The 16,296-nt window shown below is 46.5% G+C and carries 14 protein-coding genes; all 14 read left to right on the top strand.

Annotated features, from left to right (window positions below; genetic code table 11):
- The first annotated feature begins 9 nt into the window (after positions 1 to 9).
- The 14 genes from PODO_RS11265 to PODO_RS11330 are packed head-to-tail and all read left to right on the top strand — an operon-like array spanning position 10 to position 16,293.
- Positions 10 to 1,158 (top strand): DegT/DnrJ/EryC1/StrS family aminotransferase, encoded by a 1,149-nt coding sequence (locus tag PODO_RS11265; protein ID WP_052096964.1) that lies wholly within the window; start codon positions 10 to 12, stop codon positions 1,156 to 1,158.
- Positions 1,155 to 2,162 carry an ABC transporter ATP-binding protein gene (locus PODO_RS11270; protein WP_036685909.1) on the top strand — a complete coding sequence of 336 codons (1,008 nt, stop codon included), beginning with the start codon at positions 1,155 to 1,157 and terminating at the stop codon, positions 2,160 to 2,162. Before PODO_RS11265 ends, PODO_RS11270 begins: the two co-directional genes overlap by 4 nt.
- Positions 2,159 to 2,950, top strand: a complete 792-nt coding sequence (locus PODO_RS11275; RefSeq protein ID WP_038570104.1) for an ABC transporter permease — start codon at positions 2,159 to 2,161, stop codon at positions 2,948 to 2,950. Before PODO_RS11270 ends, PODO_RS11275 begins: the two co-directional genes overlap by 4 nt.
- A gap of 5 nt (positions 2,951 to 2,955) precedes the next feature.
- Entirely contained in the window at positions 2,956 to 3,750 is a 795-nt protein-coding gene (locus PODO_RS11280; RefSeq protein ID WP_036685913.1) for an ABC transporter permease, read from the top strand.
- Between the two features lie 12 nt (positions 3,751 to 3,762).
- Complete coding sequence (locus tag PODO_RS11285) at positions 3,763 to 5,244, top strand: class I adenylate-forming enzyme family protein (protein WP_038570107.1); 1,482 nt, start codon at positions 3,763 to 3,765, stop codon at positions 5,242 to 5,244.
- Between the two features lie 8 nt (positions 5,245 to 5,252).
- Positions 5,253 to 6,167, top strand: a complete 915-nt coding sequence (locus tag PODO_RS11290; protein ID WP_038570110.1) for an NAD-dependent epimerase/dehydratase family protein — start codon at positions 5,253 to 5,255, stop codon at positions 6,165 to 6,167.
- On the top strand, positions 6,164 to 7,360 hold the full coding sequence (locus tag PODO_RS11295) for a glycosyltransferase (protein ID WP_038570121.1): 1,197 nt from the start codon (positions 6,164 to 6,166) through the stop codon (positions 7,358 to 7,360). Before PODO_RS11290 ends, PODO_RS11295 begins: the two co-directional genes overlap by 4 nt.
- 3 nt (positions 7,361 to 7,363) lie before the next feature.
- Entirely contained in the window at positions 7,364 to 8,533 is a 1,170-nt protein-coding gene (locus PODO_RS11300) for a peptidase U32 family protein (RefSeq protein ID WP_038570123.1), read from the top strand.
- 14 nt (positions 8,534 to 8,547) lie between these two features.
- Positions 8,548 to 8,814: an acyl carrier protein gene (locus PODO_RS11305; RefSeq protein WP_036685924.1), complete on the top strand. Its 267-nt coding sequence runs from the start codon at positions 8,548 to 8,550 to the stop codon at positions 8,812 to 8,814.
- Between the two features lie 2 nt (positions 8,815 to 8,816).
- A complete protein-coding gene (locus PODO_RS11310; RefSeq protein ID WP_038570126.1) occupies positions 8,817 to 10,010 on the top strand; it encodes a glycosyltransferase in 1,194 nt (397 codons plus the stop codon).
- A 10-nt stretch (positions 10,011 to 10,020) separates the two neighbouring features.
- The gene (locus PODO_RS11315; protein ID WP_155288121.1) at positions 10,021 to 11,754 is read left to right on the top strand and encodes a hypothetical protein; all 1,734 of its coding nucleotides are present in this window, start codon (positions 10,021 to 10,023) and stop codon (positions 11,752 to 11,754) included.
- Complete coding sequence (uvrA, locus tag PODO_RS11320; protein WP_052096966.1) at positions 11,747 to 14,332, top strand: excinuclease ABC subunit UvrA; 2,586 nt, start codon at positions 11,747 to 11,749, stop codon at positions 14,330 to 14,332. The genes PODO_RS11315 and uvrA overlap by 8 nt, the downstream gene beginning before the upstream one ends.
- A complete protein-coding gene (locus PODO_RS11325; protein ID WP_038570132.1) occupies positions 14,326 to 15,978 on the top strand; it encodes a carbamoyltransferase family protein in 1,653 nt (550 codons plus the stop codon). Before uvrA ends, PODO_RS11325 begins: the two co-directional genes overlap by 7 nt.
- Positions 15,979 to 16,005: 27 nt before the next feature.
- Complete coding sequence (locus tag PODO_RS11330) at positions 16,006 to 16,293, top strand: acyl carrier protein (protein WP_036685933.1); 288 nt, start codon at positions 16,006 to 16,008, stop codon at positions 16,291 to 16,293.
- The last annotated feature ends 3 nt before the right edge of the window (positions 16,294 to 16,296 follow it).

A 16,296-nucleotide genomic window follows, 5' to 3' on the forward strand; every position in this document is an offset into this window, starting at 1 on the left:
AGGTTCGTCATGCAGTTGACACAAGGTGTTATGGATGTACCCGCACTCGATATTGCATTTTCTGAGCAGGAGCGGCGTATCATTATGGAGCGAATTGATGATTGTCTGTCGAGAGGAGCGTTGAGTCAGGGTAGGTATGTACAGGAGCTGGAGGAACGTTTTGCCCGGTATGTAGGAGTTACTCATGCCATTGCGGTTAATTCGGGTACAAGTGCGATTGAAGCGGTAATGAGAGTGCTCGAAGTAAAGGGGCAGGAAGTGCTGGTTCCGGCAAATACGTTTATTGCCACGGCTTCCAGTGTCCTGTTTGCCGGAGGGCATGTTCGCCTTGTTGATATTGATCCCCGTACATTTTCGGTGTCGCTGGCTGAAATAAAGAAGCAGGCCACGAGTCGTACCCGAGGGGTTATTATCGTACATATTGGCGGAATTGTTACACCGGAGATTGAAGAAATCAGGCAATGGTGCGATGAGCAGGGGCTCTGGTTATTTGAAGATGCCGCTCATGCACATGGCAGCAGGATGGCCGGAAAAGGTGCGGGAGCTTTCGGAATTGCCGGAAGTTATTCCTTTTTTGCCACGAAAATCATTACCTCGGGGGAAGGAGGGATCATTGTCACAAACGATCATTCAATGGCTGAGAAGCTAAGAATGTTCCGCAATCATGGCAAGCCCCAACCTTGGGAGACTTACCACACCTCGCTTGGCAACAATTATCGAATGAGTGATATCACAGCAACGATAGCGCTTACCCAGTTTGAGCGGCTCGACGCGATCATTGAACAACGGGAAGCGATCGCCAACCGTTATACTTCCTTCTTTACGAAAAATCTTCCTGATTTCGAGATTGTGATGCCGCAGGACAGATGCAGTTGGTATAAGTACATTGTTATAGTGCCTTTAGACGTTGACAGTTCCGATTTGAAGGACAGACTCAAGGAGAAAGGCGTTTCGCTCCAAGGGGAGGTATATGCAACGCCGCTTCATAGGCAGCCGATCGCTGCTTCCCTACAGTTCAGTGGGGAATATCCGCTAGCGGATGATTATTGTCGGCGTCATATCTGCTTGCCGATTTATCCCAATTTGACTGATCAGCAGATCGATTATGTTTTGGCTGTATTCTTAAGTGTGGTCGCAGAGTTAAGGGGGCAGCAATGAACGAGGGCATTATTATTGATAATCTGAGAAAGGTCTATCGCGTCCCTGTAAGAGAACATGGGTTAAAGCATGCGTTCAAAAGTCTGATCAAAATGGAATACAACGAAGTTGAGGCGGTAAAAGGTATCGACCTCAGGGTTGAGCCGGGAGAAATTGTCGGGTTCATCGGACCTAACGGCGCGGGAAAGACAACCACGCTGAAGATGCTCTCCGGTATCCTGTATCCGACATCAGGCAACATTTCCGTCTATGGCTTCAAACCGTGGGAACGCCAACATAAGTTTCTGCGCAACATCAGTATGGTAATGGGGAACAAATCGACGTTAACCTGGGATATTACGGTCGAGGACTCTTTCTTTGTGATGAAGGAAATATACGGAGTCTCTGATGCTGATTTTAAACAAAGACTCAACGAGCTAAAAGAACTACTGGATATAGGGCATCTGCTTAAGAATCAGGCACGGAATCTCTCTTTGGGAGAACGCTCCAAGTGTGAATTAACAGCAGCGTTGTTACATCAGCCACGTGTATTGTTTTTGGATGAGCCTACTTTGGGGCTGGATGTTAGCATGCAGCTGCGGCTTCGCAGTTTTATCAAGGAGTATAACCAAAAACATGAGACAACCATCCTGCTTACCAGTCACTATATGGAGGATATTTCTTCCCTTTGTAAACGGGTTGTGCTGATCAATCAAGGCAAGCTGTTATACGACGGATCTCTGGAGCAGCTGAGCGGTAAAATAGCTCCCTACCGCATTCTCAAAGTCAGTTTTATGGATGAAGACGTAACGGGCACAATTGAAGAGCTAAAGGAGAAGTTTACTGACAGCTTGCAGGTCATGGAGCTTGCGGAAAGCTACGTATTGTTTAAGATTCAGAAGGAAGCTGTACCTGAGATTGTTTCAGAAATCTTTAATAGCTATTGCATTGGAAATGTAACAATCAATGATGCTCCAATCGATTCGGTAATTGATGAAGTGTATCGAGAGGGGAGGCTCCTTTGAATTTTCGCGGAGGCTTTGCGCTGATACGTAGGACTATGTTCGGGTTTATGGCTGAGAAAGGTTTCTTCTGGACATTGACGCTTGGTTGGATGATGGGACCTATCATCTATATGTTTGTTTGGACCGTTGCTGCGGGAGATGGAAGCATAACCGGGTTCACTCAGCAGGATTTTGTGAGGTATTATATTCTGTTAATTCTTGTGAACCAGCTGACCTACCCTACATCACACTGGACGGTCGGCGATCAAATCTATGGCGGCAAGATGTCGATTGTATTATTGAGGCCGATATCGCCTTTTTACGATGTGGTTGCATCAGATTTGGCTGTCAAAATCGTCTGTATGCCTTTTGTTATATTTGTTGCCGGTGTGGCTGCCATTTTTTTGAACTTCAGACTGGCTATATCCGGTCTGGACTTGCTGGTGGCCGTTTATCTTCTTCTCATGGCTCAAATAATCAGATTTATGCTGGCCTATACACTTTCCCTGTTTGCATTTTTCACCAATAAAATCAAGTCCTTGCTTTCTATTAATGACACCCTGGTATTTTTGCTGGCCGGACAGGTAGCGCCTTCGTCGTTGCTTCCGGGATTTATGCAGGATATCTCGGATTATTTGCCTTTTCAATATATGATCAGCTTTCCGATAGAGTTTTCCCTTGGAAAGTTGGATCATTCACAGCTTGTTTTTGGCATAATTGTTCAATTCATTTGGGCGGTCGTTATCATATTATGTAACCGTTTAGTGTGGAAAAAAGGGATTCGTGCATACATGGCCGTGGGAGGGTAGGGAACATGCTGAGATATATGCGTTTGCTGAGATTGTTTTTCTCTACAGCGCTTCTAAAGGAAGCGTCATTCCGCGGTGACTTTCTAATCAAAATTTTGTATACCGCAATTAATTTAACCGGGACGATTGGCGGGATCGCGATCCTCTTTTCCAACACAAATTCGCTTAACAGTTGGACTTTTGCGGATACGCTGGCATTATCGGGCGTGTACTATTTTATTTTGGCAATGAAAAATCTATTTGTTGGTCCAAGCCTTGGCTCATTAGCCGGGATGGAAGGGGAGCTATGGACTGGAGGATTTGATTTAACGCTGCTCAAACCGATTGAGACCCAGTTTTATGTGAGCACGAGATACTGGTCTCCGCTTAATCTGTTTGATGTTATGGTGGGAGTAGCGGTGATGGTGCTGGGCGTTTCTCAAATGCAAGAAGCGATAGGAATATCCACTTGTCTGATGTTTGTATGGGCCATTTGCAATGCTTTACTGCTGTTGTACTCAATACTGCTGTTATTAAGCTCTTTGGCGTTTTGGTATGCCGGAAGTCCGATGTTGAGTATATTCGACAGTATCATGCAGATGGGTAGATTTCCGGTCAATGTATATCAGAAACCAATCCAATTGGCGCTTACCTGGATCGTTCCTGTCGCCTTTATCGTTTCCATTCCTGCAGAAGCATTAGTGGGCAGGGTAAGCCTGTCCTATTTATTCGGAGGCAGCTTGCTAGCTGCGGTTTTGCTAATGTTAGCCAGTGCGTTTTTTAAACGAGCAGTGAAAAAATATGCAAGTGCTTCTAGCTGAGGAGGATTCTAAGTGAACACTTCTTCCATATTGGATTTGATCTATTTCAATTGCTCGAATAATCCAGGGCTTACGGCCATTGATTATGAAGGATCAACGATCACTTATGAAGAGCTACGGCAGGAACTGGAGCACAGTAGTGAGAAGCTGGATCTCGCGGGGATCCGGCCCGGGCACAGAGTTGCCTTAGCCGTTGCAGACAAATCTGCTTTTATCATGCTGTGGCTTGCATGCTGGCATACGGGAGCCGTTCCGATCCCATTTGAACCTGTGAAGAACTTACCGGAACTGGAGAGAATGCACTCGTCAAGCCATTGTCAGTATTTAATTTGCGATCTAATTGATTCGGAGGGCAGCAGTCAGCTTGAGCTCGTACTCAGAGTACCGATGTTTATTTTTAGGACTGCAACGCTTTTTTTACAGGCAGATAAGCAGTCTGATGAAGATATTGCTTTGAATTTTTATACCTCAGGAACGACTGGACCGCCTAAATGCGTACAGTTTAGCCATCGGGCCATCTACAATAATGTAATGGCCATCTGTAGAGGGCTTGAAATTACTGCAAACGACAAGCTGTTCACACCGATTTCGCCGTGGCTGCCCGCGACGCTAACCACTGTAGTCCTACCGGCCCTCTGTGCCGGTGCTACATTAATCATGTCGAAGGGAACAATGCCTGCTAGAATTTGCGAGCAGATCAATCGCAAAGAGGTAACGATTCTTTTTGCGGTTCCCTATATGTATGCCTTGCTTAATGAGTCAGTCGTGTCATCGTCAAGTGTAGCTTGGGATAAAGTGAGACTGTGCATCAGCTGCTCTGCTCATCTGGACGCAGCGACTTTTAAGGACTTTTATAAGCTGTCGGGCAAGTCTATCCGTTCATTGTTCTGTTCATCCGAAGGTGGGGCAATTGCCTATAATCCTTCAAATGAGCAAGAACTGATCAGAGATTCGGTGGGACAGCCACATCTGGGAGTTTCTATTCGGCTGCTTGACCCGGAGGGGCACGAGGTTGCTCATGGAGAGGAAGGAGAGATATGGGTCAGCGGCGCTCATATATCGTGCGGGTATTACGGGCAGCCCGAGTTGCAGGCAGAGGTCTTTCAACAGGGTTGGGTACGTACGGGTGATCTGGGAAGGTTGGATGAGGCTGGGTATCTGTATTTGTCGGGACGGCTTTCTGATAACATCAATGTCGGCGGACATTTGGTAAATCCGGCAGAGATTGAACAAGTCCTGCTGCTCCATAACGGCATTAAAGAAGCACTTGTATATGGTGTTTCCGATAAATACTATGGCAGCAAGCTGATTGCGGAGATCGTGCCGCTGGATGCCCAGGTATCAGCCGATGATATTATCAGATTCTGTTCAGCGAGACTTGCGGCATATAAGGTGCCGAGAGTAATCAAGTGGACGGATAACATTCCCAAGGGTCGCTATGGGAAGAAGCTGAGAAATCAGAATCAAGCAGCCAGTCACATCCTGACGCCATGAGGTTTCTTGTGACAGGTTGCAGCGGTTTTATCGGGAGCAGGTTAACAAGCAGTTTACTGGAACAGGGACATGCTGTCAGAGGGCTTGTATTGCCGAAGGAAAAAGGCGTTGGCGAAACACTTGCAGAATTGGGTATGGAACTGTGGGTAGGCGACGTTCTGAACCCTGAAACGATGGATGGCATAGGGGAGGATATTGATGTCGTCTATCATCTTGCCGGCAAACATTCTGGTTCTGTGTCCCGGATGAGGCAGCTGTATGTAGAGGGGACGCGGAATCTGCTGGACCAACTTTTGCGCAGCGGAACGTATGGCAAGTTCATTGTGGCAAGTAATGGGGCTGTATATGGAAGCGACAACGTTTGTGTGGCCGATGAATCTGCACTGTGCCATCCCGTTCATCCATTTGGAAGAATTACACTCGAAATGGAGCGGCTGGTCCAGCAATACTGCACCCATGCGAAATTTTCTTATATCATTCTCAGGATCGCTGAAGTGTACGGCCCGCTTGAGCATAATTATATCCGGCAATTAATGCGCTGCACTCAGATGCTGGGGAACGGGCGCAGTTATTCATCTAAAGTGCATATTGATGATGTTATTTCAATGATGCAGTTGGCCTGGAGTAATCTTGCTGTTCAAGAGATTTATAACGTGAGTGATGATCTTCCTCTAACACAGGAGGAATTGATAAAAGAGGTTCGGAAATATGCTCAACTGTCTGAAATACAATGGATTTCTCCTGAGGCTGTCACTGATCGTATCAGACTAAGTATACATGGTTTACGCGCCCTTTCCGTACGTATGGGAAACGAAAAGATAAAAAAGAATGCCGATGTACGGCTGGCATACCCTACTTACGCCCATGCGATTCCTTATTTAATCGAAGAAATGTCCAATAGAAGCGAGGTGAATAGTTTGTGAGTCCGCCAAGAATTATGCTTCTTCCAAGCCCCCCTAGCTCCGGTTCTGTAGGATCAGTGAGCAAAACGCTGGGCATTGCCAAGGTTCTGCAAAGCCAAGGTTGCACGGTCAGCTTTGTGATTGGCGGCAAGCTTGCTGACTTTGTCCGAGCCAACGGCTTTCAGGTTTATGACTATCCGATTCCGCTTCCTTCAGGGAATTCCGGAGATGTTCGCAGTGCTGCCGATTATGTAGAGTGGACAGGGATGGCAGAATCGGGCTTTATTCGTCAAGCGGTTGAGGCTGAACTGAAGGCGATACAGGCTTTTAAACCCAACGCCATATTTGCCGAGTCTCGTCCGAGTGCTTCCATTTCAGCTGCCGTGGCCCAGATTCCCGCTTTGATGATTGCGAGCTGGCCAAGCCATCCAGCCTTCCCGGCCAACCTACAGTATCCGGGATCTGCCAAAGCTATCGCCGCTTTTAATGAGGTGTTGGCGGATTATTCACTGGATTCTGTTTCCAATCTGGCTGAATTATTATTTTCAAGAGCAACAATTAAAATGGCACCGACACTACCGGAACTGGAGCCGGAGCTGGCTGGGTTGAAGGAGTGCGATTTCGCCGGTTACATTCTGGATTTGGAGGCAAGACAATCTTCAAATCTGCAGTGGCATCCGGACTGGCAGGGCAAGCCGCTAATTTTTATTTATTTAAGCGTTAGTGCCATTCCCCCTTTAATTTATATTGAGCTGGTCAAAGAGATCTTTGACAAGCAACCCTACCGTGTTGCCTGTTTATGCGGATTTCATTATGAGCTTAAGGTGCTTCCTGACCATACCGACAATATTCAATTCCATTGGTTTATCCCGGCTGCTGAAATTATGCCGGAAGCAGCTCTGGTAATCTTTCATGGCGGACAAGATACTATGCTTACGACAATGCTTCATGGACTTCCGAGCATAACCGTTCCCGGTCAACATTTTGAACGGGACTATAATTGTACGCAGCTCCAAAATCTTGGTCTCACTTATAAGCTACCCGTTCAAGCATTCAGACCAAGCCGTATCCGTAAGATTGTTGAGACAGCGTTGAACGATAATTTGGCTGAGCTTCGCGGGCATTATAGGTCCAAGCTGAGGACTTTAAGCGGAACTGAGAATTGCTGTGCTGCATTGATCGCACTGGCACAAAAAAATAGCTGGCAGGTGTAATTTATGAAGATATCTGTTCCATATAACGGCGATATCCAGCTTATTGACGAGCTGGGCGGATACGAATATATCAGCTGCTTCTTCGGTGGTTCTTCTCAGGAGGGCTGTGGAAGCGGAAGATCGGCTGCGGCAATGCCGATAAGTACGCGGAGCGATATTGAACAAGCGGTTAAGCGGGCCCATATGTACAACAAAGAGTTTAACTATTTGATGAACAGTTCCTGTCTCGGCAACAGGGAATATGAGGATGAAGGCTACCGACAAATTGTAGATCAAATGGATTGGGCCGCTGAAATAGGTGTGGACTGGATCACCTTAGCCAATCAGCTGCTTGTGGACATTTGCAGGAGAAGACATCCTGAGATCAAAGTGAGCTTGTCCTCCTTTGCGGTGGTCGAAAGTGTGGAACGGGCAAAATACTTTGATTCAATGGGCGTCAAAGAGATCACAGTAAGAGAAAACATAGCCAGAGATTTCAGGCTGCTTGAACGTATACAGAACAGCGTTGAATGTGAAATCCAGGTCATTGTCAATCAGACCTGTCTCTATGAATGTCCAATGCAGGTCTATCATGACAATGTAATGAGCCATGGCTCATCCAACCGTGGAACGGATAACCAAAGCTTTATGGATTATTGCTCCGTCAAATGCACTTACGAGAAATTTAATGATCCAGGGAATATCATGAAGGCGCGCTGGATCAGGCCGGAGGATTTGGCGGAATATGAGAAGATAGGCATACACCGTTTTAAGCTGACGGACCGGTCAAAATCTACTGCCTGGCTGTTGCAGGCGGCAAAAGCCTATCATGATAGGCAGTATCCGGGGAACTTGGCTGATATTTTGAACATCGTTCACACCAACCATCGCAGAACGGCCGGTGCGGTTACACGAGAAAAGGCGTTTTTTTCCCGGCAAACGCAGCAGAGCCGCCAGAGCATCCGTGCCCTGACCTTATTGGATGTTTATATTGACAATTCTAAGCTGCAAGGTTTTATTGATTTTTTCAAAGAAGTCGATTGCCGGTCACTGGATTGTGCGGTATGCGGGTATTGTGATCAATTTGCCGTTGAAGTCCTTTCGTTTCCTGATCCTTCCGCCCGGACCAAGAGCTTAAACATGCTGCAGCAGCTGGTACAAGATACGGCAGAGCGGCAACCAAAGGTTTTCTGAGAGGAGATATAAGCATGCAGAACAAGGAGATTCTGGGTAAGCTGGCCGCTATTTTTTCAGAGGTCTTGAGCAAGGAGGTTACAATGGAGGAACTGGATGCGCAAGCGGATTTACTTGAAGCGTTCCATATGGATTCACTGATTGCTTTGCAGATTATCGTTAAGATTGAACAACAGCTTGGAATCGTCATTGAAGATGATGACCTGGCACTGGAACTATTAAATGATACCGGAAAATTGACGGCATATATTGAGGGACAGTCGGAAAGGGTGAGCAGCTGACGATGAATCTTTTGTTTCTTTCTGAAGGTGCTTATTTTGCCTATTATCAAGGGGCCGTCAAGGCTAACCGTGCAGTATTCGAGTCCCTGGCTGCCAGGGGACATCAATGTAGAGTAGTCCATCTGGTAGACCAGGAAGATTCTCTGTTACAGGTGGAGGAACAGCTGCAGGAGCATGGGGTAAACAATATTATTCGTTCCGCGCATAGTCTTCAGGGGACAGTAAATGGTGTAGAATGCCATTTCACCACGAGTGTTATGCTGTTATACAGAACAGCAGGGGATTTGATGAAAAAAGGCAATCCGGACGTGGTTCTTGTGAATATGGCTTACCACACCATGGTTGCTGCGGGAATAAAGCTCGTGGCTGGAAGCGCAACAAAATTGGTTGTGATTTGTCATGATGTGATCACTCTCCCTTTTGGGCCGCATAGCTGGATCGAAAATCCGCTGCTCCGACAGGAACTTGCCCAGGTCTCCGGCTTTATTGGTGACAGTGATTTCGTAGCTCATAATATCACCGAATGGGGTGGTTATACCAATGCTGTTTCGCTACGTTTCCCAATTTATGGGGATGGTATTTTTCCAACCTTTCATAATTTCAACAGAGGATACATCGCGATATGCAACCCTACAGAGATAAAGGGTTTATCCATTTTTCTGAAGCTGGCTCAAGCTTTTCCGGACTATCCTTTTGCTGCGGTAATTACATGGGGCGATTTGAAGCAGGAGGAACAATCCGCTTTACGTGCTCTGCCTAATGTGACACTGCTTGAACCGGAGCGCGAGATGAATTTGATTTTTGAACAGGTACGAGTGTGGCTTCATCCTTCCATCTGCGCTGAAGCTTTTGGGCAGACAGTAATTGAAGCGATGCTAAGAGGTATTCCTGTTATTGCAAGCGACCAAGGCGGCCTCATGCAATCGAAATGCAAGGTTGACTATAATCTTCCGGTGACGCCGATTACGGAAACTTACAAGGATGAAGCAACAGGACATACAATGCCGGTTATTCCCGAACAGGATACTGCCATATGGGTGGAGACTTTGCAACGGCTGCTGACGGACAGGACACTCTACGAATCCATTTCTGCAACCTCTAAAGCTGCCGCGCAGGAATTTATAACGGAGGCCCAGCCTGAAAAATTCGAACTGTATCTGGAGAATATGCTGCAATCCGAAATGTCAGCAAGGTGAGGTGAAGAGTGTGGAAAAGACATTGGATACATCCGCCATTTCCGTTACATTGCTCGACTGTCTTCATCGTGCTTTAACAACAGGAGATATTGAACTTTGGCTGGAGACCCAGTATTTCGAAGATGAAATGGAAGCTGAATCACAGCGGGCATGGTTCCATGGGTATTTACAAAAAACAGTTCCGACTTGCATAGAATTTAACGTACGAAATGTCAGAATAAGTCTTGCTGAAATTGTTGCTGCTTGTACTTTGACCTTTACTTATGAACAGTTTGACCAGCTAAAGGATGAGCATATTTATACTATGCGCTATGTTGAAGACAAAAAAGAATGGAAGGTTGTAACGATCGAGAAAAGCTGGCTACCGTTTGGTTCGGCCGAAGCCGATCTAATTCATTACGATACTTATTCCATGACTGATCTCTTCTGGTGGACCAATGAAGCGGAATTGGAGATTGTTAGAAACAGCAACGATCCTCTGCCGGCGAATTTATACGCTCGGGCAATTCCACGAAATATACGTTCCCGGGAAGTGCACTCTGAATTGGAATGTGCGGCCATTCTATCCAATATGCTGTCTTTGCGCGTAGCTGATCTGGCAGCATTGCTGTTTCAGCCAACCGCTCTAGGGACGCTGGAGTCCTTATATCATTTTGCAAGTGAAAATATCAATTTCCAGATTGAGCGGCCTGATCGTAACAGCAGCTGGTCAAGCAAATTTACTGCTCCAACGTTTAGTTATGATGAACTGTTGACCTTGGCTGAAGATCACTTTCCATTAACCGCTAATTGTACGCCGCTTATGTCATTTTATTTTGCGGTGCTCCGATTATGCGGCTTGGCGGCGTCGGATATCGTCCAGCTCCGTTTAGTTAATTACGATTGTTTGCTCGTCTCCATCACTGGAGAGGCATACCTGTTTTTCACAGACCGGATTGTTAAATTAAATGCAGGTACTTACTATTATCAGACCGAAATCAGCAAGCTGTTCAATGAGAGGGAGTATTGGTCTGCTGCCGGAAGTTCGAATTTATCAGGCCGGACGGTGGAGCGATTAAATAACTGGTTCAAGGATGGCATTGTGTTTAAATTCTCGCGTCCGCTAACAACGGGAATTAGCTATATGGATGAATGCCCAATGCCCAGTTTAAAAGAATGTGCTGACCCGCTGCACCTTCATCGGTTGCTGCGTCAAACGATGCTGAGATACAGCTGCAATCTGCCGGATTCTGTATATACGTACGCCAAATATGCTTATCAGACACTATTAGTAACAAAACCGCAGGCTTATGTTCTCGCATCTATGAATAGTCCGCTTATTCGTCAGTTTCTGAGCGATTATAATACGAAACAGCATTTTTTTGAGTATGTGGATTTATTGAAGAAGAAATCCATATTTCGGGAACACGACCGACTGATGACTGCAGACCAAGTAATACGTCACGGTACCGCCGATCCGGCTTCCCTTACAGTGTTGGTGTATGTCTGGTTAAATCAAAGCCACCAGTCTCAAGGCGGGGTTTGTATAACTGATGAAGATAGCTATTGTTTTTTTGAAGGAGAAATATGGAGCGGCAAAAAACGAAAACCAGCATCAAAGATGCAAGGAAATCTGTTAGTAGCTTTTAACCATGAATCATGCTTCAGTGAGCTGATGAATATTTCTGAAGCGAAGACCGAATGGATAACATTCATACGGCAGCATATGACGATGTCTCATGAAGGAGCCGATCACATTGAATGACTGGATTAAAATTCAAGGTGCGAGAGAAAACAATCTGAAAAATATATCTCTGTCTATCCCCCGAAACAAACTAGTGGTGTTAACTGGATTGTCTGGTTCCGGCAAATCAACGCTTGCCATGAATACCTTGCAGCAGGAATGTCAGAGGCAATACATGGATTCGCTCGGTATGATAAGTGATTTTATCCACAAACCTAAGGTTGATTCTATTGAAGGGTTGTCGCCTTCCATCTGTATTGACCAGCGCCACACTAACCGAAATCCCCGGTCAACCGTTGGAACTACAACGGATTTGTACACCTTGCTTCGTATATTGTTTACCAAAAGCGGAGAAAGAGCTTGTCCTAATTGCGGAAGCCAAGTCAAGGGTTCAAGTAGTGCTGACATCTGGCAGGAAAACTATGAGTCGATCGAAACAGAGATTCAAGATCTTCCTATGTCCTATTCCGATGAGGGCAAAGCCGTGTGCCCAGAGTGCAGCCATGAGCTTAGAGCATTGACCATGTCCCATTTCTCTTTCAATAAACCTGAAGGCGCATGTCCGGTTTGTATGGGCTTGGGGGTTGAACGAAAACCGAATTTACAAGAAATTTTCGATGACAGCCTCAGCTTGAAGCAGTGTGCACTTAAGGGGAGCAATCCTCATGGAGCACAGTTAATGGCCGATAATTTGGTTGCAGCCGGTAACTATTACGGATTTGTGTTTGATCCTGATAAACCCTTGAGAGATTTGGGCACGGTCGAACGGGATCTGCTGTATTTCGGTGTATACAGCCAGCGATTTATCAGGCATTTTTCTGGGAAGACCCCTCCAACTTATGCTGCAGAGGGAAGATTCGAGGGGATTCTGACCAACCTGGAACGCAGATACAAGGAACGTGGACACGAATCGGACTATCGAGAGAAGATTGAAAAATTCTTTCATCTGCAAGAGTGTTCGGATTGTCACGGTACGAAGCTGAACGCAGACAGTCGAGCGGTTACGCTAGCCGGGAAAAGTATCACCGAAGCATCTGCAATGCCGCTCTTCCATTTGCTTGGCTGGTTGCGTAAAGTGTCCGCTCAACAGCTAGGGGGAAGTCAGGATCCGCTTATGAACATCGTTTCCGAAATGGAAAAAAAGCTGGCTCGCTTGATTGAAGTGGGTGTCGGCTACTTAAGCTTGGACCGCTCCACCGTTTCTTTATCTCTGGGAGAAATGCAGAGGCTTAAGCTCGTCTCATTAATCGGAGCTAGCTTAACAGGAGTTTTGTATATTCTCGATGAACCGACAATTGGCCTTCACCCGATAGATACCGAAGGTCTGCTCCGGGTGCTCCGGCAGTTGCGTGATCTTGGAAATACGGTTCTAGTTATCGAGCATGACCCGGATGTTATGCGGGCGGCCGATTACCTTATTGATATCGGACCGGGTGCGGGCAAGCAAGGGGGAGAAGTGGTTGCGGCTGGCTCCGTGCAGCAGCTGATTCAGTGCAGCAGATCATGGACCGGGCAGTATTTCGCTGGTAAAGATACGGTGGTTCTTCCTGAACAGCGCCGCAGAGGGAACGGGAAATGCATTGAGATTACAAATGCGAATCGCCATAACCTTAAGGATGTAAGTGTGAATATCCCGTTGGGCAAGCTCGTTGTGCTGACCGGGGTATCAGGGTCGGGGAAATCGACTCTTATGTTCGACGTCCTGGCTCGATCCGCACAGCTTCATTTTACCCAAAGCACCGAGACTGATGCCTATGCAGATGTTAAGGGCTGGGAGAATGTGCATAAGGTCATTAGCTTCGATCAATCCCCTATCGGTCAGACTGCAAGATCAAACGCGGCAACTTACACAGATGTGTACACGGCGATAAGGAATATTTTTGCTGCGCTGCCTGAAGCGAAAATGCGTAATCTCCAGGCCAAACACTTTTCTTGCAACGTCCCCGGCGGCCGATGCGAACGCTGTCAGGGAGCAGGGCTTGTGCAAGTGAATTTGCAATTCCTACCGTCGGTTGAGACCCCATGTCCTGTATGCCGGACCAAACGATTTAAGCCGGAGATTCTGGATGTAAAGTATAAAAACCATAGCATTTCAGATGTATTGGCTTGCTCTGTAAAAGAAGGGATGGAACTGTTCGCGGATGAACCATCCGTATATAACAAGCTGGATGTGATGTGCCGTATTGGACTGGATTATTTAATTCTGGGCCAGCCGGCAACCACTTTGTCTGGCGGGGAGGCACAACGGGTAAAGTTGGCCAGAGAGCTCTCCAAAAGCAGTAGACACCACACCTTGTACTTGCTTGATGAACCAACAACAGGCCTGCATCCGCATGATGTGATTAAGCTGATTGATATGCTTGGGCAGTTGGTCGACTCGGGTAATTCTGTCGTTGTGATAGAACATAATACCGATGTCTTAGTCATGGCGGACTGGATTATTGACATGGGGCCGGAGGGAGGCCTTGAGGGGGGACAAGTCTTGGGTGAAAGCACACCAGAGAACATCGCGGAAATCAAGAATTCCAAAACAGGTCGAATTGTAAATCAGCTTCTCAATCAATATCAACAAAACTTAGAGGGGGAGTATACGTGTTAATTCTTGGTTTAAGCGGTGGGCTAGGACATGATTCAGCGGCATGTTTGGTTCATGATGGCGTTTTGGTGGCCTATGCTGAGGAGGAGCGTTTTTGCCGAAAAAAACATGCTTACGGAGAGCCCCCGGTTTTGTCGCTCCTCAATTGTCTGTCACAAGCGGGCGTTGCTTTTGAAGATATCGATCTGATTGCTTTATCATGGGACCCGCAAAAAGCGGAAGAATTGGGGATATTGGAGAAATTCAAGAAGCACCCGGTATTATCAGGCAAAAAAATGCCCACTATCATTTCGGTCAGCCACCATTTATGCCATGCGGCAAGTGCCTACTATTTATCCGGGTTCGATGATGCGGTGATTTTGGTCATGGACGGACAAGGTGACGATATTTCAACCACAGTAGCCTATGGGAAGAATGAGCATATTGAGGTTAAGCAAGAATACGGGATTTCACAATCGCTTGGATTTTTTTATTCCATCGTCAGTGATTATTTACAGCTTGGAGCATCGGGAGAAGGAAAGCTGATGGGATTAGCCTCTTATGGAGAGTCAGTCTATGACTTTTCTGTACGGTTGACGGAAGACGGGTACGAGATTCCTATCGGAGAACCTGATAGTTCGCTTGGTTTGGAGGATAAGTATAACAAGCTGACCCGAATATGGATGAAGGAAATGTATCGTAAATTCGGTGATCCTCCAAAGCGTATCTATAGCAATAATACACTGTATGGCGGGCTCAATTATACGGTCGAATACAGCAAGAAGCACAAAGATATTGCCGCATCGGCGCAGCAGGCGCTGGAAGACACTATTGTGCATCTTTGCCAGCAGACCATCCGGCAAGGCAACAGTAAAAATTTGGTGATAGGCGGAGGTGTTGCTCTCAATTGTACGACGAATGGAAGGCTGGAACGCCTCGGAATTTTCGATGAAATCTTCGTATTACCGGCAACCAATGATGCTGGGGGCTGTATCGGAGCTGCCATGATTGCCTCTAAAGAACGTTCCGTTCTCCCTGTAAAGGGCAGACTGAAGACTCCTTACTGGGGAATTTCCTATGATGACAACCATATATCGGAGGTATTAAACAAGCTTGGTTTGAAGTATAACTATTCATCCGATATTTGCCGGCAGACGGCAGAACTGATTGATAGAGGTAAAGTCATTGGCTGGTTCCAAGGCGCAGCCGAGATGGGGCCAAGGGCATTGGGCAATCGTTCCATAACAGCCAGTCCTGCAAGTTATGATTCATATGTAAAAGTCAATCAAAAAATCAAATTCAGAGAATCCTGGAGACCGCTGGCGCCAAGTATTATGGATGAACATGCGGATTGGTTGGTGGAGGAGGCGCAGTATTCGCCGTATATGCTGAAAGCCTACACAGTCAAAGAAGAGAGAATGCAGGCTGTTCCTGCCATCGTGCATGTAGATGGATCTACTAGACCGCAAACGGTTCGAAGCGAGGTGAATCCGGTCTGGCATCAGCTTATTGCCGAGCATTATAAGTTGTCTGGAATTCCGCTGATAATGAACACATCGCTTAACACACGAGGAGAACCGGTGTGTGAGACTCCATACGACGCCATCAAAACCTTCTATACCTCCGCTATGGATGCGCTGGCGGTCGGCAATTTCTTAATCGAAAAATAATACGGGAAACGAGGGGATTTGACCGTTATGAACAGAGATGAGGAATATATCCAAGCGACAGTGATGGAACTAATCCGCAAAAATGGAGCCTTACCCTCAGTAGAGCAGAAAGAGACGCTGCAGGCTGCTGATTTGAACAGAACTTTAACCGAATGGGGAGTTAATTCGTTCCGGGCTTTATATCTTCTGTACGATTTGGAGGAGGTCTTCCGGGTTCAGATTCCAGACAACTGTCTCACTCCAGAGACCTTTGAGTCTCCCTTGACGATTATTAACTGTCTTAAAGTGTTGCTCAATGATAAGGCAATTTCCTGATGC

This window comes from Paenibacillus odorifer (assembly GCF_000758725.1).
In the GTDB taxonomy this organism is placed as follows: Bacteria; Bacillota; Bacilli; order Paenibacillales; family Paenibacillaceae; genus Paenibacillus_AQ; species Paenibacillus_AQ odorifer.

What these genes read in the sequence shown, in the direction of transcription:
- PODO_RS11265 (WP_052096964.1), top strand. Translation starts at nt 10, where the DNA reads ATGCAGTTGACACAAGGTGTTATGGATGTACCCGCACTCGATATTGCA.
- PODO_RS11270 (WP_036685909.1), top strand. Translation starts at nt 1,155, where the DNA reads ATGAACGAGGGCATTATTATTGATAATCTGAGAAAGGTCTATCGCGTC.
- PODO_RS11280 (WP_036685913.1), top strand. Translation starts at nt 2,956, where the DNA reads ATGCTGAGATATATGCGTTTGCTGAGATTGTTTTTCTCTACAGCGCTT.
- PODO_RS11300 (WP_038570123.1), top strand. Translation starts at nt 7,364, where the DNA reads ATGAAGATATCTGTTCCATATAACGGCGATATCCAGCTTATTGACGAG.
- PODO_RS11305 (WP_036685924.1), top strand. Translation starts at nt 8,548, where the DNA reads ATGCAGAACAAGGAGATTCTGGGTAAGCTGGCCGCTATTTTTTCAGAG.
- PODO_RS11310 (WP_038570126.1), top strand. Translation starts at nt 8,817, where the DNA reads ATGAATCTTTTGTTTCTTTCTGAAGGTGCTTATTTTGCCTATTATCAA.
- PODO_RS11330 (WP_036685933.1), top strand. Translation starts at nt 16,006, where the DNA reads ATGAACAGAGATGAGGAATATATCCAAGCGACAGTGATGGAACTAATC.